At 70.1% G+C, this 19,207-nt stretch carries 20 protein-coding genes; 4 read left to right on the top strand and 16 right to left on the bottom strand.

Annotated features, from left to right (window positions below; all coding sequences use genetic code 11):
* Positions 1–39 precede the first annotated feature (39 nt).
* The gene (locus tag B0B14_RS13005; RefSeq protein ID WP_076682435.1) at positions 40–1,011 is read left to right on the top strand and encodes an MBL fold metallo-hydrolase; all 972 of its coding nucleotides are present in this window, start codon (positions 40–42) and stop codon (positions 1,009–1,011) included.
* Between the two features lie 11 nt (positions 1,012–1,022).
* On the opposite strand, the gene B0B14_RS13000 is transcribed toward B0B14_RS13005, so the two are convergent.
* From B0B14_RS13000 to B0B14_RS12950, 11 genes are read right to left on the bottom strand one after another with little or no spacing between them, the layout of a single operon-like run.
* Positions 1,023–2,567 (bottom strand): class I adenylate-forming enzyme family protein, encoded by a 1,545-nt coding sequence (locus tag B0B14_RS13000; protein WP_076682433.1) that lies wholly within the window; start codon positions 2,565–2,567, stop codon positions 1,023–1,025.
* Positions 2,564–4,081 carry a class I adenylate-forming enzyme family protein gene (locus tag B0B14_RS12995; RefSeq protein ID WP_143733720.1) on the bottom strand — a complete coding sequence of 506 codons (1,518 nt, stop codon included), beginning with the start codon at positions 4,079–4,081 and terminating at the stop codon, positions 2,564–2,566. Before B0B14_RS12995 ends, B0B14_RS13000 begins: the two co-directional genes overlap by 4 nt.
* Positions 4,068–4,571 (bottom strand): VOC family protein, encoded by a 504-nt coding sequence (locus B0B14_RS12990; RefSeq protein WP_076682431.1) that lies wholly within the window; start codon positions 4,569–4,571, stop codon positions 4,068–4,070. The genes B0B14_RS12995 and B0B14_RS12990 overlap by 14 nt, the downstream gene beginning before the upstream one ends.
* Positions 4,572–4,573: 2 nt before the next feature.
* Entirely contained in the window at positions 4,574–5,482 is a 909-nt protein-coding gene (locus B0B14_RS12985; protein WP_076682429.1) for an SDR family NAD(P)-dependent oxidoreductase, read from the bottom strand.
* Complete coding sequence (locus B0B14_RS12980) at positions 5,479–6,678, bottom strand: acetyl-CoA acetyltransferase (protein ID WP_076682427.1); 1,200 nt, start codon at positions 6,676–6,678, stop codon at positions 5,479–5,481. The genes B0B14_RS12985 and B0B14_RS12980 overlap by 4 nt, the downstream gene beginning before the upstream one ends.
* Positions 6,678–8,057: a zinc ribbon domain-containing protein gene (locus B0B14_RS12975; protein ID WP_076682425.1), complete on the bottom strand. Its 1,380-nt coding sequence runs from the start codon at positions 8,055–8,057 to the stop codon at positions 6,678–6,680. Before B0B14_RS12975 ends, B0B14_RS12980 begins: the two co-directional genes overlap by 1 nt.
* Before the next feature lie 19 nt (positions 8,058–8,076).
* Entirely contained in the window at positions 8,077–8,868 is a 792-nt protein-coding gene (locus B0B14_RS12970; RefSeq protein ID WP_076682423.1) for an ABC transporter ATP-binding protein, read from the bottom strand.
* Entirely contained in the window at positions 8,865–9,761 is an 897-nt protein-coding gene (locus B0B14_RS12965; RefSeq protein ID WP_083710585.1) for an ABC transporter permease, read from the bottom strand. The genes B0B14_RS12970 and B0B14_RS12965 overlap by 4 nt, the downstream gene beginning before the upstream one ends.
* A 4-nt stretch (positions 9,762–9,765) precedes the next feature.
* Positions 9,766–10,764 (bottom strand): ABC transporter permease, encoded by a 999-nt coding sequence (locus B0B14_RS12960; RefSeq protein WP_076682421.1) that lies wholly within the window; start codon positions 10,762–10,764, stop codon positions 9,766–9,768.
* The gene (locus B0B14_RS12955) at positions 10,761–11,603 is read right to left on the bottom strand and encodes an ABC transporter ATP-binding protein (protein ID WP_076682419.1); all 843 of its coding nucleotides are present in this window, start codon (positions 11,601–11,603) and stop codon (positions 10,761–10,763) included. Before B0B14_RS12955 ends, B0B14_RS12960 begins: the two co-directional genes overlap by 4 nt.
* A gap of 2 nt (positions 11,604–11,605) precedes the next feature.
* On the bottom strand, positions 11,606–13,144 hold the full coding sequence (locus B0B14_RS12950) for an ABC transporter substrate-binding protein (RefSeq protein WP_076682417.1): 1,539 nt from the start codon (positions 13,142–13,144) through the stop codon (positions 11,606–11,608).
* Positions 13,145–13,315: 171 nt separating this feature from the next.
* On the opposite strand from B0B14_RS12950, the gene B0B14_RS12945 reads away from it, so the two are divergent.
* From B0B14_RS12945 to B0B14_RS12935, 3 genes are read left to right on the top strand one after another with little or no spacing between them, the layout of a single operon-like run.
* Positions 13,316–14,059, top strand: a complete 744-nt coding sequence (locus B0B14_RS12945) for an enoyl-CoA hydratase/isomerase family protein (RefSeq protein WP_076682415.1) — start codon at positions 13,316–13,318, stop codon at positions 14,057–14,059.
* Positions 14,056–14,871 (top strand): VOC family protein, encoded by an 816-nt coding sequence (locus tag B0B14_RS12940; protein WP_076682413.1) that lies wholly within the window; start codon positions 14,056–14,058, stop codon positions 14,869–14,871. Before B0B14_RS12945 ends, B0B14_RS12940 begins: the two co-directional genes overlap by 4 nt.
* A complete protein-coding gene (locus B0B14_RS12935) occupies positions 14,868–15,383 on the top strand; it encodes a flavin reductase family protein (protein WP_076682411.1) in 516 nt (171 codons plus the stop codon). Before B0B14_RS12940 ends, B0B14_RS12935 begins: the two co-directional genes overlap by 4 nt.
* A gap of 24 nt (positions 15,384–15,407) precedes the next feature.
* On the opposite strand, the gene B0B14_RS12930 is transcribed toward B0B14_RS12935, so the two are convergent.
* The 5 genes from B0B14_RS12930 to B0B14_RS12910 all read right to left on the bottom strand — a co-directional run bounded on the left by B0B14_RS12930 (position 15,408) and on the right by B0B14_RS12910 (position 19,206).
* On the bottom strand, positions 15,408–16,028 hold the full coding sequence (locus B0B14_RS12930; protein WP_076682409.1) for a TetR/AcrR family transcriptional regulator: 621 nt from the start codon (positions 16,026–16,028) through the stop codon (positions 15,408–15,410).
* Positions 16,029–16,049: 21 nt separating this feature from the next.
* A complete protein-coding gene (locus B0B14_RS12925) occupies positions 16,050–16,538 on the bottom strand; it encodes a MaoC family dehydratase (protein ID WP_076682407.1) in 489 nt (162 codons plus the stop codon).
* 100 nt (positions 16,539–16,638) lie between these two features.
* Positions 16,639–17,658, bottom strand: a complete 1,020-nt coding sequence (gene fgd, locus B0B14_RS12920; protein WP_372236641.1) for a glucose-6-phosphate dehydrogenase (coenzyme-F420) — start codon at positions 17,656–17,658, stop codon at positions 16,639–16,641.
* A gap of 40 nt (positions 17,659–17,698) precedes the next feature.
* Positions 17,699–18,022, bottom strand: a complete 324-nt coding sequence (locus B0B14_RS12915) for an ArsR/SmtB family transcription factor (RefSeq protein ID WP_076682403.1) — start codon at positions 18,020–18,022, stop codon at positions 17,699–17,701.
* Positions 18,022–19,206 (bottom strand): bifunctional 2-methylcitrate synthase/citrate synthase, encoded by a 1,185-nt coding sequence (locus tag B0B14_RS12910; RefSeq protein ID WP_076682401.1) that lies wholly within the window; start codon positions 19,204–19,206, stop codon positions 18,022–18,024. Before B0B14_RS12910 ends, B0B14_RS12915 begins: the two co-directional genes overlap by 1 nt.
* Position 19,207: the final 1 nt, after the last annotated feature.

The following is a 19,207-nucleotide window of genomic DNA, read 5'->3' as shown; positions in this document are numbered from 1 at the left end:
TTCGGTATGTTGTACCCAAACTAGATGGGAAGCGCACCGATGTCCACCCCTCTGCACGACGATCTCGCCCTCGCCTATCGCTCGAAAGAGGTCCCGCCCGTGCGGCGCATCCGCGACGGCGTGTGGTCGCTGCCGATCCCCCTGGTCGACAGCGCGCTCCGCTCCGTGACCATCCACGTCGTGGAGACGCCGGTAGGACCGGTCCTGATCGACGCGGCGTACGACACCTCCGGATGCTGGGACGCGCTCGTCGAGCGGCTCGACGGGATCGGGCATCCGGTCGAGTCCGTGCGCGCCGTCCTGCTGACCCACAACCACCCCGACCACGTGGGGCTGGCGGAGCGGATCCGCGAGGTCTCCGCTGCGACGATCGCGATCGACCGCGAAGACGACTTCGCCCACCAGCACGCCGAGCGCGGGGGGTTCCTCGACCAGCTCTCGCGCGCGCTCGCGCTGAGCGGGGCGCCCGAGGCCACCGTCGACGACATGTACCGGTCGGCGCTCACGATCGCGCGGCATCCGGAGTCGCTCCGCGCCGACCTCGTGCTCGACGACGACGAGGACCTCGTGTACGGCGACGTGGTCATCCGAGCGGTGCGGACCCCCGGCCACACATGGGGCCATCGCGTGTACGCCGTGCACGACGTCGTGTTCACCGGCGACACGATGATGCCGGAGGGACCTGTGCAGCTCACGCTCCCGAGCCGGCCGGACGACGCCCCCGTGCGCGACCTGCTCGACTCGCTCGCGCGCATCCGCGACCTGGGCGCCGCGATCGCCTGCCCGGCCCACCAGTACCCCTACCTCGATCCGGCCGAGCGCGCCTCCGAGCTCATCGCCCAGCATTCCCGCGAGCTCGCCGACGCCGCACGCGTCGCGTCGTCGGGGGCCACGGCCTGGGAGGCTGCCCCGCAGCTGACGTGGGCGAAGCCGTGGGCGGAGATGGGCGTCGGAACCCGGCGCTTCGCGCTCATGCAGACGCTCGCGCTCCTCCAGAGCATCGATCGCTGAGGGAGTCGACCTCAGCCGCGCGGGACGTACTCCCACGCCGGCTCGAGGGTTTCGCGCAGCAGCCGCAGCTCGCGCTTGAGGACCTTGCCCGAGGGGTTGGTCGGGAACTCCTCGACGACGTAGACCGCCTTGGGCAGCTTGAAGCGGGCGAGCCGCGTGCCCGCGGACTCCACGAGCGACGCGGGGTCGAAGCCGGGTCGCGCGACCACGAAGGCGACGGGGACCTCCTGCCACTGCGGGTCGGGCGCCCCCACGACGGCCACGGCGAGCACGTCGGGATGATCGGCGAGCACGTGCTCCACCTCGGCGCTCGCGATGTTCTCGGCCCCGCTGCGGATCATGTCCTTCAGCCGGTCCTGCACGGTCAGGTACCCGTCGGCGTCGAGATACCCCACGTCGCCCGTGTGGAACCAGCCGTTGCGGAACGCGCGGGCGGTCGCCTCGGGGTCGTCGAGGTAGCCGTGACTGACTTTGGGGCCCTGGGCCACGATCTCCCCTGATTGGCCGGTCGGAGCATCGGCACCGTCGGCGTCGACGACCCGCACCTCCACCCAGGGCAGCGGCAGCCCGACCGACCCCTGCTTGGACTCCATGTGCGCCTCGTCGAGGTAGGTGAGTCCGCCGCACGTCTCGGTCAGGCCGTAGCCCTCGATGAGGCGCGCATTCGGGAACAGCGCGCGGGCCGTGCGGAAGAGCGCCGGCGTCACCTGCGAGAAGAGCAGCCAGCGCACGTGCGACTCCGCCAGGCGCGTGCTCGCCTCGAGCCGCCGGATCATGTCGAGCACCGTCGCCGGGATCACCATGCCGGTCACGCCGTGGGCGAGGATGGCCGACACGATGCCTTCGGGGTCGGCGCGGCGCAGGAGCACCATCGTGCCGCCCACGTGCCAGATGGCGTACCCGGGGAGGTCGGTGCCGCCCACGTGGTACAGCGGGGCGAAGTTCAGGATGCTGTCCCCCGGCCGCAGCCCCATCTCGACGATCTGCGCGTGCATGTTGGCGTTCACGTTGCCGTGGGTCAGCAGCACGCCCTTGGGGAGACTCGTCGTGCCCGACGTGTAGATGATCCGCTGGAGCGTGTCGGGCTCGACGGACGCGGTCGGCTGGACCCGACCCCGGTGCGAGGCGATGAGGGCCGGCACCGACTGCCACGGCTCGCCGATCTCCTCGAGCGCGTACCGGCGGTCGATCGCCAGCTGCTCCAGAGCCTCCCCCACGACGGCGGCGTACGGCGCCGACACCGCCACCCCGTCGACGCGGGCGTGCGTCAGGAGGTGGCGGAGCTCGGCCGCCGTGAGCCGGTAGTTCAGCGGAACCGACACGGCGCCGAGCTTGCTCAGCGCGAGATTGAGGATCAGGAACTCGGGCACGTTGTCGGCGACGACGGCGATGCGCTGAGCGGCTCCGATCCCGTCGTCGGCGAGCGCCGAGGCCAGCGCGTCGACGTCGCGGGCGAGCTCGCGGTACGTCCACGTGCGGTCGCCGGCGACGAGCGCCGCCCGATCGGCGAAGCGGATGGCGTGCAGATCGATGGTCCGGGCGAGATTGGCCGTCATCGCACCGGCTCCTGTTCGCGCAGCGCCTTCTTGAGGACCTTCCCGGAGTCGTTTCGCGGGAGGGAGTCGACGAACGCGAAGTGCGCCGGCACCTTGAACTTCGCGAGGTGGTCGAGGCAGTGGCGTCGCAGCTCGTCAACGGTGAGCTCGGTGCGGGCGACGATGAACGCCTCCGGCACTTCATCCCACCGAGGGTCGGGCACGCCGATCACGGCGACCTCCGCGACTCCGGGATGCTGGGCGAGGATCCGCTCGACCTCGGCGCTGGCGATGTTCTCGCCGCCCGACTTGATGAGGTTCGCGCGGCGGTCGACGAACCAGAGGTAGCCGTCCGCATCGATGCGGGCGACGTCGCCGGTCACGAACCAGCCGTCGCGCCAGGCCCGGCGCGTCGCCTCCTCGTCGCGCCAATAGCCCGGCGACACCTTCGCCCCGCGCACGACGAGCTCGCCCTCGACGTCGGGGCCGACCTCGCGGAAGTCGGCGTCCACGATCCGCAGCTGCACCCCGGGGAACGCGGCGCCGAGCGCGCCGAGCTTGGACTGCTCGTGCGCGGCGTCGAGGTAGGCCACGCCGTTGCACAGCTCGGTCATCCCGAACGTGTCGACGAGCCGCACATGGGGCAGGAGGGCCTTGACGCGCTGCCGCACCGCGGGGGCGACACCGGCGAACAGCAGGTATCGCAGCGCCGAGAGGTCGGGGGCGGGGTCGAGGTCGAGCATTCCGAACAGGATCTGCGCGGCGAGCACCATGCCCGTGATGCGCTCGCTCTCGGCGATCCGCGCGATGTCGGCGGGCTGGAAGCTCGTCGTGAGCACGAGGGTCCCGCCGGCGACGAACGTCGCGAGGCCGGGCGCCTCGAGCCCGCTCACATGGAAGAGCGGCGCCGAGACGAGGATGCGGTCGTCCTGCGTGAGCTCGAGCTCGAGCACCTGGCCGACGTGGTTCGCCGCGATGTTGCCGCACGTGTGCATGACGCCCTTGGGATGCGCCGTCGTGCCCGACGTGAAGAGGAGCCGGTGCAGGTCGTCGGCCTCGCGCTCGACGTCGGGCACCCGGATGCCTCGCGGAACCTCCGCGAGCATCTCGGCGAGCACGAAGCCGCCGTGCACGCGCTCCTGGCCGTGCGCGACGAGCAGGCGCACGGAGGTCACGGCGGCCACCGAGGCCGCGATGTCTGCGAACTCGTCGTCGTACAGCAGGCCCGAGATGCCCGCGCGCGAGACGACGTAAGCCTGCTCCTGCTCGTGGAGTCGCCAGTTGAGAGGCACCGAGACCGCGCCGAGACGGGCGAGCGCGAGCAGCTCGATGACGAACGTCGCCGAATTGCGGCCGAGCACCCCGACGAGGGCGTCCGCCTCGACTCCGACTGCGCGCAGCGCCGCCGCGTGGCGGTCGACGTCGGCGTCGAGCTCGGCGTAGGTCCATCGCCGATCGCCGTCGACGAGCGCCTCGCGGTCGCCGCGCCGGAGCGTCTGGCGCCGCAGGGTCTCGGAGAAGTTACTCGTCGCCACGGGCTTCACCCCGGCGATACGCCTGGATCTGCTCCTTGGTCGGCAGCGCCACGAACTCGAGCAGATTGCCGTCGAGATCGCGCGCCGCGAAGGCCGTCAGGTAGCCGTAGTTCTCCAGCAGCACGCGCTGCGGCCGCCCGAGGCAGTCGGCGCCCAGACCGGCCAGCCGATCGTGGAGCTCGTCCATTTCTGCTTCGGGCACCTGGAAGCTCAGCAGGAACGTGCCGAGCTCGAGGTGGCCGCCGGTCGCGGTGCGCACCTTCGTGCCGTTCCACTCGATGAGCTCGAGCTGGCCGATCTGACTCGGTCCCTGCAGGTACTGCACCTTTCCCGTCGTGCCCTCCGGCAGTCCGAGCGGACCCTCGATGCCCGGACCGCCGACATCCGTCCGCAGGGTCTTTCGGTATCCGAGCCCCTGCTCGTAGAAGTCGGCGGCACGATCGACATCCGAGACCGTGACGGCGACGTGGTGCACTTCGCTGACGGGCATGCTCACTCCCCCTGGGTGATGACGCGGTGGATGAGGGCGACCTCGTCGGCGCCGCCGACGGGCACGATGAAGTCGTCCAGAGACACGATCTCGTCGAGGGCGCCCACAATGTCGTCGGGTGTCGCCGGATCCGCCCCGCCGTACCACCCGGGCGTGACGCCGATGAAGAAGCGGGCGACGCGTCCTCCGCCGACGCTGAGGATGTGACGGTCGAGCGCGCACTGCGACGATGCCAGGAACGTCGCGACCGACGCGACGTGCCGCGGGTCGAAGCGGTCGGCGAGCTCGCCGAGCAGACCGTCGGTCATGCGGGTCGCCGCCGTGGGCGCGATCGTGTTGACCAGGATGCCGCTGCGCGCGCCCTCGAGAGCGAGCACGTTCATGAGCCCCACGAGCCCGGTCTTCGCGGCACCGTAGTTCGACTGTCCGAAGTTGCCGAGCAGACCCGACGACGAGCTCGTGAGGACGATCCGGCCGCTGCCGCCGGCCGCGAGGTGCGGCCAGGCCGGCCGCAGCACGTTGAACGCGCCGAGGAGGTGGACGTCCATGACGTCGGCCACGTCGGCATCCGAGAGCTTTCCGAACGTGCGGTCGCGGAGGATGCCGGCGTTGTGGATCACGGCGTCGACGCCGCCGAACGCCTCGACCGCCGCGTCGACGAGCTCACGACCGCCCTCGGGCGTGGTGACGGACGCGCGGGAGGCGACGGCAACGCCGCCCGCGGCGACGATCTCGTCGACGACGGCCTGCGCCGCACCCGAGCCTCCTCGACCCGTGACGTCGCCTCCGATGTCGTTGACCACCACGCGCGCTCCGTGCGCGGCCAGCGTGAGGGCCTCCGCGCGCCCGATCCCCCCGCCCGCTCCCGTGACGATCGCGACGCGGCCGTCGAAGCTCACTCGATCGGTCATGACTCCCTCTCCTGCAGTTCGGTTCCGAGGACGGCGACGAACGCGACGCACGAGCCCGGCTGTCCTCCGAGGTTCTGCGCCAGCGCGAGGCGGGCGTCGGCGACCTGTCTCGGACCGGCCTCGCCGCGCAGCTGCAGGAAGCACTCGTAGATCATCCGCAGACCGGTCGCGCCGATCGGATGCCCGAACGACTTGAGACCTCCGTCGGTGTTGACGGGGAGGTCTCCGCCGAGGTCGTAGACGCCGTCGAGCACGTCGCGCCACCCGTGACCCCTCTCGGAGAACCCGAGGTCCTCCATGAGCACGATCTCGGTCGGCGTGAAGCAGTCGTGCACCTCGGCGAGGGAGATCTCGGCACGGGGATCGGTCACCCCCGCCTGCTCGTACGCCTGGCGTGCGGCCTCGGCCACCTCGGGGAACGTCGTGAAGTCGTAGGAGTCTGCCGCGAGTCCTGCTCCGGATCCTGCGATGAACGACATGCCGCGCAGGTAGATCGGCCGATCCGTGTACAGATGGGCGTCCTCCGCCCGGACGATGATGGCCACGGCCGCGCCATCGGAGACGCCGGAGCAGTCGAGGGTGCCGAGCACGCCGGCGACCTTCGGCGCGCCTTCCACGGCGGCGGCCGTGACGGCCTTCTGGAACTGGGCGCGGGTGTTGAGCGCACCGTTGGCGTGGTTCTTCATCGCGACCTTCGTCAGCGCCGACCGAAGATCCGACTCGCTGACGCCGTGCGCCGCGCGGTAGGCGGGCACGAGCAGGGAGAACGCCGCCGGGGCCGTCCAGTCCACGTCGGTGCCGTCGGCCGGGGGGTACACCGCCGAGAGGCCCGCCTGCGAGCTGTCCTTGAGCTTCTCCACGCCCGCCGCCATCACGACGTCGTAGGCGCCCGAGGCGACGGCGAACACCGCGTTTCGGAACGCCTCCGAACCCGTCGCGCAGTAGTTCTCGACGCGGGTGACGGGCTTGCCGGTCAACCGCAGCGGGCGGGCGAGGGTCTGCCCCGACATGCCCGAGCCCTGCGTGCCGACCCAGAACGCGTCGACATCGTCGAGGCCGAGGGCGGACGTCGATCCGAAGCAGTCCTGCACCGCGTCGACCAGGAGGTCGTCGGCGGAGCGGTCCCAGTGGTCGCGGAAGGCCGTGCAGCCCATCGCGACGATCGCGACGTCGTGGTACATGCGTCCTCGTGCCATCAGCGGTCCTCACTCGAAGGGCGGAGCTTCCAGAAGTAGTTGTGGATGCCGTCGGTCGTCCACAGGCGCCGGAACGTCGAGACCATGGGCGATCCGACCTCCACCTCGTCGGGGTCGACATCGGCCGCGTAGGCGATCAGACGACCGCCCCCGTCGACGTCGGCGACCACCACGGTGACCTCCGACTCGGGCATCGTCGTCAGATGGTCGCGTGTCACCGACACGACGCGGGCGACACGGTCCCGCAGCGGCTCGACGACCATCCCGTCGGCGGTCGCGAGGTGACCGCAGGCGGCGCACCCGCGGGCGGGCGGAGTGGTGACGGCGCCGCAGCTCTCGCACCGGCTGCCCTCCAGACGGTGCTTCCATCCGGAACGGCGCAGCATGGGCGGAGACGCGGGGGCCGCGGACGCGGGGCGTGCGGGTCCCTGGACGTCGATGAGCCCGCGCCACCGCAGGTAGCGTCCGTACGACAGCGCGCGACGCTCCGCGAGCTGCGCGCTCACGGCAGGACCGAGTCGCGCCGCGCGAACTCCCGCGCCGACTTCGAAGAGGAAGGCGTCCGCCCCCTCCGCCGCCGACACGAGGAGGATCGTGTCGCCCGGGGCGGCGTCGTCGAGCGCCGCGGCCAGCAGGAGCCCGGGGTGTGCGGCGCCCGTGAACCCCGTCTGCCGCTCGAGCGCGGCATCCTCTCCCCCTCCCCCGAGCGCGCGGCGCAGGGCCACGGCCGCACGCGGGTTCGGCGACGACACGACCACGCGGTCCACGCTCTCGCGGCCGGCCGTCCGCAGCGTCTCGCCGACGACCTCCTGGGCCGCCGCGACGAGCGCATCCGCGGTGAACCGCTCGTCCCACACGCGATCGTGCCGCTCACCGGGGAGCCGCCAGCGGTCGAGCAGTTCGACACTGCGTCCGGCGCGCGCCAGCAGCACCGCTGCATCCGCACCCGGCGAGAAGGCCGCCGCGGCATCGCCCTGGGCGAGCTCGTCCGGCGCACCGGAGCGCGACGTGCGCACGTCTGCCGCGACGACGACCATGCCGTGGTCGACGACGAACGCGAGCGCGGAGGCGCCGGCCCGACTGCCGTGCAGGTCGGTCGCGCCGACCGCCGCAGGAAGGCCGAGGGCCTCGTGCACGATCCCCGCGGCCGTCTTCACCTCGTACGGGGCCGAGGTCGTCGCCAGCACGAGGTGTCCGTCGGCATCCAGAGGGAACCGGCGGAGCGCCTCGACGGCCATCGTGACGACGTCCTCATCGAACGCGGCGACGCTGCGGACGCGCACCGGCACGCGATCCGACGCACCGTCGAGGCTGTTGTCGCCGAGGAAGTGAGCGGGCAGATAGGCGGCGTACGCCCCGATCCCGTGCGTCTGTGTCATCGGAGTCCAGTCGTCGCTTTCAGGTCCAGCTCGGGATCGCCGCGAGAAGTCGGCGGGTGTAGTCGTCCTGCGGGCGGTCCATCACGTCCTCCGCCGTGCCCACCTCGACGATGCGTCCCTTGCTCATGACCGCGATGCGGTCGCACAGGTCGCTCGCCAGCATCAGGTCGTGGGTCACGAAGACCAGCCCGACGCCCAGTTCGTCCACGAGCGAGCGGAAGAGCTCGACCACCTTCGCCTGCGTCGTGACATCGAGGGCGGTCGTGCATTCGTCGGCGATGACGAGGGCGGGCTTGGTCACGACGGCGAGGCCGATCGCGACCCGCTGGCGGAGTCCGCCGGACAGCTGATGCGGGTAGGCGTCGAGCACGCGCGTGGCATCCTCGATGCGCATCTGATGCAGCACTTCGGTGGAGCGGCGCAGAACCTCGGCGTGCGAGATCCCGGGCTCGTGCCGGTGGAGCACTTCGGCCAGATTCGCCTTGACCTTCATCAGCGGGTTCAGGGAGCGCGAGGCATCCTGGAACACCATCCCGACCTCGGATCCGCGCACGCGGCGGCGATCGTCGTGTGCGGTGCTCACGATGGTGCGGCCGGCCAGGGCGATCTCGCCGCCCGCGACGCTGACGTTGCGCTCGACGAGGCCGATGACCGAGCGCGCGAGCGTGGTCTTCCCGCTCCCCGACTCGCCGACGAGTCCGATCACCTCTCCGCGCTCGAGTTCGAGGTCGACGTTCTCGAGGAGCGTGAGGTCGTCGTCGCGCACCCGCGCCGTGATCGTCAGGTCGCGGATGCTGAGCAGGGCCGTCATCGCTGCCTCTTCCGTGGGTCGTACGTCGTCAGCAGCGCGTCGCCGAGGAGGTTCACGAGCAGGACGACGAGCGTGATCGCGACGCCCGGGAAGACCGCGATCCACCACGACTGGGTGAGTTCGCTCTGCCCCGTCGCGAGCATCGATCCCCAGCTGATGGCAGGCGGCTGGACGCCGAGCCCGAGGAAGCTCAGGGCGCTTTCGATGAGGATCGCGATGCCGACCTGCAGAGTCGCGAGGGCGACGACCGTGCCCGCGAGGTTCGGTACGAGGTGCCGGAAGATGATGCGGGGCTCGGACGCCCCCGCGGCGTGCAGCCCGAGCACGAACTGACGCTCGCGGATCGACATCGTCGCCGATCTCGTCACGCGGGCGACGGGGGCCCAGCCGGTGATCGCGAGCACGACGAAGAGCACCAGCATCCCGCCGCCCGTGCTCGAGATGATCGCGAGGGCGACGAGCACGAACGGCAGCGCGAGCTGCGCATCGATGAGGATCGAGATGACACGATCGACCCAGCCGCGATAGTAGCCGGCGAGCACGCCGAGCAAGGTGCCCGGTCCGATCGCGACGAGCGCGCCGATGACGCCGATCGTGAGCGTCAGCGATCCCGCCTCGACGAGTTGGGTGAAGACGTCCCGCCCGAGCTTGTCCGTTCCCATCGGGTGGGCCCAGCTGCCGCCCTCGACGAAGGCCGGCGGAAGTCGGGTGGCCGCGAGATTCTGCTCGGTGCCGGGCAGGAGGCCGGTGAGCGGCAGGAGCACGACGATCGCCGCGATCACGACGAGCGGGAGCGCGAGCCAGAACACGGCGTTCGGGCGGCGGCGACGGCGCGGCTTGCGCGTCATCGACGACTCGAGCGCGCGCACGGTCTGCGTGGTCATCTCGGTCATGCCGTCACCTCACCCGGGGGTCGACGATCGTGTGCACGATGTCGACGAGAAGATTGAGCACCACGAACGTCACGGCGCCGAAGACGACGATGGCCTGCACGAGCGGGAAGTCGCGGAACTGCACGGCCTGGAGGGCGAGCTGTCCGATGCCCGGCCAGGAGTACACGTACTCGACGGCGACGGCTCCGGACAGGAGGATGCCAGCCTGCAGCACGACGATCGTCAGCACCGGCATCATGGCGTTCTTGAACGCGTGGCGCCACACGATGGACGACGATCGGATGCCGCGCGCCCGCGCCGAGTCGACGAACGGCTCGACGAGCGCCTCGCTCATGGCCGCGCGGGTGAGCCGTGCGATCTGCGCCATGGGATACAGGGCCATCGTGCATGCCGGGAGGATGAGGTTGCGGAAGTCGCCCGCCTGCCCCGCCGGCAACCACGCGAGCTGCACGGCGAACAGGATGATGAGCATCATCCCCATCCAGAACACCGGCACGGACTGGCCGATGAGCGCAAACGTCGAAGCGATGCGGTCCCAGACGGAGCCTTCGCGGGTCGCCGCCAAGACGCCGAGGGGAACGCCGATCGCGATCGCGAGCAGCATCGCCGCCCCGACGAGCTGGATCGTGAACGGCAGCCGCTCGAGGATGAGCGAGACGTTGGACTGGTAGAACTGCAGCGACTGGCCGAGGTCTCCCGTGAGGATCCCGCCCATGTACTGGAGGTACTGCACGATCAGCGGCTGATCGAGCCCCAGCTCCACCCGCAGCGCCTCGCGCTGCTCGGGCGAGGCCATGGGTCCCAGGATCGTCGCGACCGGATCGCCGGAGAGCCGGCCGAGCAGGAAGGCCATCGTCAGCGCGACGAGAAGGGTGATGAGCAGCGTCGCGCCCCGCGTCACGACGCGGCGCAGCGTCGGGTTCTTCCTCGCCCCGCTCGCGGGCTTCGCACTCGTGGGATGCGGGCTCGTCTGCACCGATACACCCCGTGTTCGATCGGTCATCGCCGCGACCTCCATCGTGCGCCGGGCATGGCTGCCAGCAGTTGGCGCGTGTAGTCGTCGGTGGGCTGCGTGAACACCGTCTCGGACGGACCGGACTCCACGACGCGTCCCTTGTACATCACGTGCACGCGCTCGCAGACCGACCGCACGACCGCGAGGTCGTGGCTCACCATGAGCAGAGCAGCGCCGGTCTCGGCGCGCACGGTGGCGAGCAGGGCGAGCACATCGGCCTGCACCGAGACGTCCAGACCGGACGTCGGCTCGTCGGCCACGATGAGCGACGGTCGCATGAGCAGGGCGCGGGCGATGCAGACGCGCTGCGCCTGTCCACCCGAGAGCTGATGGGGATACCGCGTGAGCATCTCCGGTCCGAGCCGCACGCGCTCGAGCAGACCGATGTCGTCGGTCCATCCCGTGCGCTGCGGCTGCAGGCTGCGCAGCTCGGAGAATCCGGACCGCACCGTCTGGCGCGGGTCGAGCGAACCGTGCGGATCCTGGAAGACGACCTGGACCTCGGGCCGGAGGGCCCGCATCTCTCGCTTGCCGAGGCTGGAGAGCACTCGACCGATCAGGCGGATCTCGCCGCTGGTGTGATGGCCGAGGCCCGTGGCCGCCATCGCCAGCGTCGTCTTGCCGGAACCCGACTCGCCGACGATCGCGACGCTCTCTCCGGCGCGGATGGTCAGATTCACTTCGTCCACGGCACGGAACATCTCGCCCGTGCTGCGGTTGCGGTGCTCCACGACGAGGTCGCGGACATCGAGGATCACGTCGTCACGGCGCCCCCCGGGGAGGCGATCGAAGGCGACCGCCTCCTCGGGGGTGATGGCGCCGGACATGCTCAGAGCGTGGTCTTCGTCAGGTTGAGCGTGTTGAGGGGGCCGAACACGACACCCTGAACGCTCGGCTGCGTCGCGATGTTGAAGATCTGGCGGTAGAGCGGCACGTAGCAGTGCTTCTCGACGACGCCCATCGTGTTCAGCTCCTCGTAGATCTCCGCAGCGGCTTCATCGCTCTCCTGCTGGAGCGCCGTCGCCACCATCTCATCGATCGTCGGATCGGGGCAGTTGCCGGTGATGGACGCCGACTTCATGAACCCGCTCGCGAAGAAGTCGGGAGTCGCCACGTTCGGAACGCCCGCGAAGATCGAGATCCCCGGCACTTCGCGTCCGATGACGCGTCCCACCAGCGTGCCATAGTCGGTCGCCTCGTACGAGACGGTGAAGCCGGCCTGCTCGAGGCTGCCGCCGACGGCCTCGGCGACCTCCTTGATGTTCGTGTACTGGGCGGCCGGGTAGTGGATCTGCACGGCGGGCGAACCCGACACGAGCTCGGCCGCGGCATCCGGATCCGCCGTCACGATCTCCGCCGGCTCCTGGCCGGGGCGCACGTTCAGAAGGCCGCCGTCCGCTTCGGCCTGGCCGTCGAAGATGCCGGAGACGATCGCGTCGCGATCGATCGCGAGGGCAGCGGCCTCGCGGAGCTGCGGGTCGTCGAACGGCGCCTTGGTCGAGTCGAGGAACGCGATGATCTTCATCGCCGTCGTGGTCCGGATGACCTCGAGGCCCGCGCTCTCGGCCTGGTCGGCCTGCACGGGCGGAAGGTCCAGCGCGATGTCGACGGCCTTGCTCTGCACCAGCGCGAGGCGCTGCGCCGCCTCGTTCGCCCAGGTGTAGACGATGCCGTCGTTGAGCGGCTGGTCGCCCCAGTAGTCCTCGTTGGCGACGACCGCGATCGACTGACCGGCCTTCACCTCGTCGAGGACGTAGGGTCCCGTGCCGATCGGCTCCAGCGCGAAGCCCTCGGTGCCCACTTCGGCGTAGTACGCCGGGGGGACGAGGTAGACGGTGGTCAGGAGGTCGGCGATGTTGTACTGCGGGAGCTTGGTCTTGACCACGACCGTGGTCGCATCCGTCGCCTCCGCCGACTCGACGTTGCCGAAGTACGACTTCAGCTGCGAGCGCTCGGCATCGCGGGAGAGCAGGATCGTGTTCGCCACGGCGGCGGCATCCGCCTTCTCCCCGTTGCTGAACTCCACGTCGGGACGGACGCCGAAGGTCCACGTCGTCTCGTCGGTGCGCTCCCAGCTCGTGATGATGCCCGCGTCGGTGAGCTCGAGGTCGGGGTCGGTGACGATCAGGGGCTCGAGCATCGTCGCCCACACCACCTGTCCGGACCGAGCGCCGACGATCGGGTCGAGGGTGGCGGGCTGTGCGGCCAGCAGCACCTTGACGGTGCCGCCGGGCTCGCCGGCCTCACCGGACGAACTCGGAGCCGGGCCGCTTCCGCCGCCTCCGCACGCGCTCAGCAGGAGTGCGCCTACCGCCGCGGCGGCAAGGGCACCCCAGACCCTCCGGGCCGAACTGCGTTTCATCATCATCGACGTGGTCCCTTCTCCATTGACGGAACAAGCGAGCAGCGGGTGCAAGCGCACTCGGGCTTGCCGACAACATACCGACCAGTAGGAACTCCGTCAACGGCCGGATGCGCGCGGCGAGCAGATGCGAAGAGAAGATGGACTTTCATACCGACCGGTACGTATTATGCCGACATGGACATCACGCAACGGCGCGAGCGGTCCGGCCGTGTCATCCGCGTTGTCGTCGCGGGCAGCGGGCGGGGCAACAGCTTCACGATGGAGTCGCTGACGGCACTCGCCGATGCGCTGAGCGCGGCCGCGGCGGACCCCGCCTGCGGCGTCGTGCGCCTCGACATGGAGGGTCCTCACTTCTGCAGCGGGTGGGACACGGGCTCGTTCGCCGAGCTGGCGGACGCGTCGGTGGACGACGTCGCCGCCCAGCTGCGCGCGAGCGACGAGGTGGTCGGTACGATCCGTCGTCTCCCCGTGCCGGTCGTGTCCGCCGTGCGGGGCAAGGTCATCGGATTCGGCGTCGGTCTGCTCGCCGCGGTACATCTGCCGATCGTCTCCGAAGAATCTCGCCTCTCCCTCCCCGAGGTGCGGTTCGGATTCGCCCCGGCCGGCGTTGGACACGTCCTCGCCCAGCTCCTCCCCCGCCCGCAGGCCTACGCCCTGCTGACGGGGCAGTCGACGCTCTCGGGAGAGGAAGCCCATCGCGCGGGGCTCGCGGCGCGGGTCGTCCCCGAGGCCGAGCTCGATGGCGCCGTCGACGCGCTCGTGGACTCCCTCGCCGATCTGGATCCGTCCGCTCTGCGAGCGGTCGTCGACGTCGTCGAATCCAGTCGCTCGACCGGTCGGCCCGACGACGCGTACATCGCCTCCGCCCGCACGATCGTGCGCTCGGCAGCATCCCTCACGACGAAAGGCACGCGATGACCGACCGCACTCGACGAGGCGAGCCGATCTGGATCGAGCTGTGCACCCCCGATCCCGAGCGCGCGTGCGCGTTCTACGCGGAGCTGCTCGGGTGGACGATCCGCGAGGAGCGGCTGGGTCGCACGATGTACCGCATGTGCAGCCTCGACGGCCGCGATGTCGCCGGGATCTCCGACGCCGGCGCCCTGCACGACGGGCGCGCGCAGGGGTGGATCACGTACTTCGGCGTCGATGACGTCGCCTCGTCGTCGGAGCTCGCCGTCGGGCTCGGGGGCGAGATCCTGACCCCGCCGAGATACCTGCCGGATGCCGGGCTCGGCGCCGTCGTGATGGACCCGCTCGGCGCCGCCTTCGGCCTCTACCACGGTGATGCGCGGCCGGGCATCGAGGCCGTCAACACCGCGGGCGCCCTGTGCTGGAACGAGCTGCAGACGGCCGACACCGCCTTCGCCCTCCGGTTCTACGCCGAGCTGTTCGGCATCGTCGCCGAGCACCGACTGTCGGCGACGGCCCGGCCGTACATGGTCCTCCTCGCGGAAGGGGTTCCGATCGCCGGCATCCTCGAGCTCGAGGACAACGACCTCGCGCCGCTGCCGGCCGCGTGGATCACATACCTCGGCGTCACAGACCTCCGCGCCACGGTCGAGCGCGTCCCCGCCCTCGGGGGCAAGGTCGGCATCGGACCCATCCAGAGCCCGTACGGGATGCTGCAGCTGATCCGCGATGCCGCGGGTCACACCGTGTGTCTCATCCAGCTGACAGGGGAGCTGCTCGAACCGGCCCGCTCCGACGCGACGGAGGTTGCGCGATGATCCCGCAGACGACGTTCGACTCCCGGACGTTCCGCCAGGCGTGCGGTCAGTTCCCGACGGGCGTGACGGCCATCACGGCCGTGACGGCGACCGGCGAATACGCCGCCCTCACGGCCAACTCGTTCACGTCGGTGTCGCTCGATCCGGCGAAGGTGCTGTTCTGCCTGATCACGACGTCCTCGAGCTTCTCCGTCCTCCGCGATGCGCAGCGGATCGCGGTGCACATCCTCGGGCACGAGCAGGAGGACACCGCGCGGCGTCTCGCGACATCCGGCCTCACCGGAGCCGAACGACTGGAAGGCGTCGACTGGACGGCGGGACCGGACGGGGTGCCCGTCCTGGCAGACTGCCCGGCCATCCTCTCGGGGCGCACGGACGAGATCATCGTCAGCGGAGATCACTCCATCTTCATCCTCGACATCGACCACCTCGCGGTGACCGAGGAGGAGATCCCGGCGATCACGTTCTACCGCGGGCGGTTCTCCACCCCGCCGACCCCGACGGCGAACTGACCCCGCCGCGGGGACGGCGACGGGTCAGGCGAGGAGACCGTCGAGCACGAGGTCGCAGAACTGCCCCGCCACCTCGTCGATCGACAGGCGCCCGCCCGGCCGGTACCACTGGAACGCCGACGCGCACATCCCGATGATCGCGAACGTGACGATGCGCTCGTTCAGGGCCGAGCGGAAGACGCCCTGCTCGATCCCTCGCCGGACGGCGTCGCGGAAGTGCTGCTCCAGCTCGTCGCGCTTGCGGATGATCGAGTCGAGGCGGTCCCCGGTGAGGTGACGCCGCTCCTGATGGAATATCGCCACGTGGGAGCGGTAGTCCGCCGCGCCCAGGAGGCTCAGACCGATGAGCGCGCGCAGCTGCTCGACGGGAGCATCACTGCCGGTGACGATGGCCGTGGCCTGCGCGATCTGGGTGTCGAGGTACTCGTTCTGGATCTGCCAGAGCACCTCCTCCTTGCCGTCGAAGTGGTAGTAGAACGCACCCTTCGTGAGCCCGGCGTCGTCGACGATGTCCTGCAGGGTCGTGCGGTCGAATCCGTCGCGCTCGAACCTCGCGAGAGCACTGTCCACGAGCGCGCGCCGCGTGCGCTGCGGGTCGTACCCGTCCGGCTTCCGGCGTCCACCGACCCGCTCCGATGCGGTCATGTGTCGGTCCTTCCCCACTGGCTAGTCGTAGTAGCGGAAGAGCAGCTCCGCGATGTAGCAGGGCTGTTCATCGTGAGTGAACTCTACGAGCATCGAGGCCTTGGCTTGGATTCCCGCACCCGACAACGACGATGATGCGGTGATCGGCGCGGCGGAGACGAGGGTCGTGACCGCCTGGATCGGCGTGTCGGGCGGGACCGGTCGGAGGAACCGCACGCGATCGAGCCCGTAGTTCACGCCCATCGAGAACGACTCCACTTCGAGCGTGTCGGTCAGCATCCGCGGCGCGAGGGCGAGCGAGAAGAAGCCGTGCGCGACCGTCGTGCCGAACGGGCCCTCCTTCGCGCGCTCGGCGTCGACGTGGATCCACTGGTGGTCGTACGTGACGTCGGCGAAGAGGTCGATCTCGGCCTGCGTGATGGTGCGCGGCTCGCTCACGCCGAGTTCCTGGCCGACGAGGGCGAGGAGGTCGGACGGACGCTCGATCACGGTGCGGCGCGGGGGTCTCATCTCTGGCGTTCTCCTTCGAGCGTGCGGAGTCTCGAATGAGATACCGACCAGAAGGTATTCTTCCGGTCGGCACCTCATCCCGCAAGAGCGGTGGCCCCGGTCAGAGCCGCCGCAGCCGCGGAGCCAGATCGCGCTCGAACAGTCCCATGAAGCGCTCCTGGTCGTGGCCGGGTGCGTGGAAGACCAGGTGGTTGAATCCCATGTCGACGTACTCCGCGATCGCCGCTACGACGGTGTCCGGGTCGGTGCCCACGATCCACCGCTTCGCGATCTGCTCGATCGGGAGGGCGTCGGCGACGCGCTCCATCTCGACGGGGTCGGTGATGTCGTGCTTCTGCTCCTTCGACAGCGACAGGGGCGACCAGAAGCGCGTGTTGTCGAGCGCCGCCTCCTCGGTCTCCTCGTACGACAGCTTGATCTCGATCATCCGGTCGATCTGCGCGTAGTCGCGCTTGCCGGCCTCCGCCCCCTCTTTGACGGCGGGGATGAGCTGATCCTCGTACAGCGCGCGCCCCTTGCCCGAGGTGCAGATGAAGCCGTCGCCGGCACGACCCGCGTACTTGGCGACGACGGGTCCGCCGGCGGCGATGTAGACCGGGATGCCGCCTTCGGGCACGTCGTAGATCGAGGCGTCGTGGGTGGAGTAGTACTCGCCCTCGAACGACACGCGCTCGCCCGTCCAGAGCGCGCGCATGAGACGCACCGACTCCCGCAGCCGCGCGAAGCGCTCCTTGAACTCCGGCCAGTCCTGGGCGCCCGCCCCGCGGAATCCGGTCGCGACCTCGTTCAGCGCCTCGCCGGTGCCCACCCCGAGGAAGATGCGCCCGGGGGCGAGGCATCCCATCGTCGCGAACGCCTGCGCCAGCACGGCGGGGTTGTACCGGAACGTCGGCGTCATGACGCTCGTGCCGATCGTGATGGTGCTCGTGCGCTCGGCGACGGCCGCCATCCACGCCAGCGAGAAGGGAGCGTGCCCGCCTTCGTGACGCCACGGCTGGAAGTGGTCGCTCACGGCGACCGACTCGAAACCGTGCTGCTCGGCCGAGACCGCGATCTCGACGAGCTCACGGGGTCCGAACTGCTCCGCGGATGCCTTGTATCCCAGCTTGAGTGCACTCACACCGATCTCCTTCTCCATCGTTCGCGCGACACCGTCGCGATCATCCGAATCTCTGCGCCTCTGCCGAAGGCGCCGTCTCGTACAGCCAATCCTCGACCCGCTCGAACCCTGCAGGGTCGAGGCGGTGCACGACGGACTGGTTGTGGCGCACCGAGGTCACCAGACCCGCGCTGCACAGTGCTTTGAGGTGCCGGGATGCCGTGAAGCGGTTGAGCTCCGCCGCCTCCCCCACCTGCGAGATGTTCATTCCGCGCGATCCGCAGGCCCGCAGCACGTCGAGCACGGCGAGGCGCTCAGCGTTGGCGAGCGCCCGGAACACAGTGAGCACTTCGCCCTCGGCGTCGGCCCACTGCATCGCGGTCATCAGTCCGCGGCTTCCTCGGCGCGCTCGAGGATCTCGAGCGTCGCGGTGTCGGCGACGTAGCCGTCGATGTGCCGCTCGTCCGGGCCGTTGTACTCCGACAGCGGACGGATGAGGGCGTTCGAGGCCATCTGCTCCATGATGTGCGCCGTCCAGCCCACGACCCGCGCCGCGACGAAGAGCGGGGTGAAGGTGAGCGTGTCGAAGCCCATCAGGTTGTAGGCCGGTCCCGACGGGTAGTCGAGGTTCGGGTAGATGCCCTTGCGGCCGACGAACTCGGACTCCAGCGTGTTGTACAGATCGGCGACGTCCGGGCGGTCGTAGAAGTCCACGAGCGTGTCGAGCGCGGCCTTCATGGTCGGCACCCGCGAGTCGCCGCGCTTGTAGACGCGGTGGCCGAAGCCCATGATCTTGCGCTTCTCGGCGAGTGCGGCGTCGAGCCAGGGCCCGACGTTCTCGGCCGTGCCGATCTCGTCGAAGATGTGCATGACGGCTTCGTTCGCCCCGCCGTGCAGCGGCCCCTTCAGCGCGCCGATGGCGCCGACGACGGCGGAGTAGAGGTCGCTCAGGGTCGATGTGATGACGCGCGCCGTGAACGTCGACGCGTTGAACGAGTGCTCCGCGTAGAGGATCAGCGACCGGTTGAACGCGTCGACGACGACCGGATCGGGCTCTTCGCCGAAGGTCATCCAGAGGAAGTTCGCCGCGTAGTCGAGGTCTTCGCGCCACTCCACCGGGTCGAGGCCGTGGCGGCGGCGCTGACCGTACGCCACGATCGCCGGCAGCGCTGCGAACAGGTGGAGGCTGCGGGCGCGGTTCTCCTCGACCGTGCCGACGGCGTCGAGCACGTTGCCGATGCCGGCGAGGTCGATCGCACCGATCACGCTGACGGCGGTGCGCACCTCGTCCATCGGGTGCGCGTCGAGGGGCAGTGCGTCGATGGCCGCCTTGACCTCGGGCGCGAGCGCACGCCAGGGGCGACCCTCCTCGCGCTGCGACTCGAGCTGATCGGCGGTCGGAAGCTCGCCGTTCCACAGCAGGTACGCCACGGCATCCGCAGGCTGGGTGGCCGCGAGCTCCTGCACCGGGTAGCCGCGGTAGAGCAGCGAGTTGGTCTCCGGGTTGACCTTGCTGATCGCCGTGTAGTCGACGACGACCCCGGCCAGGCCCTTCTTGATGTCGGTCATG

The organism is Microbacterium sp. RU33B, assembly GCF_900155915.1.
Lineage (GTDB): Bacteria > Actinomycetota > Actinomycetes > Actinomycetales > Microbacteriaceae > Microbacterium.
The sequence above is the reverse complement of the archived record's forward strand: the minus strand, read 5'-3'. Positions and strand labels throughout refer to the sequence as shown.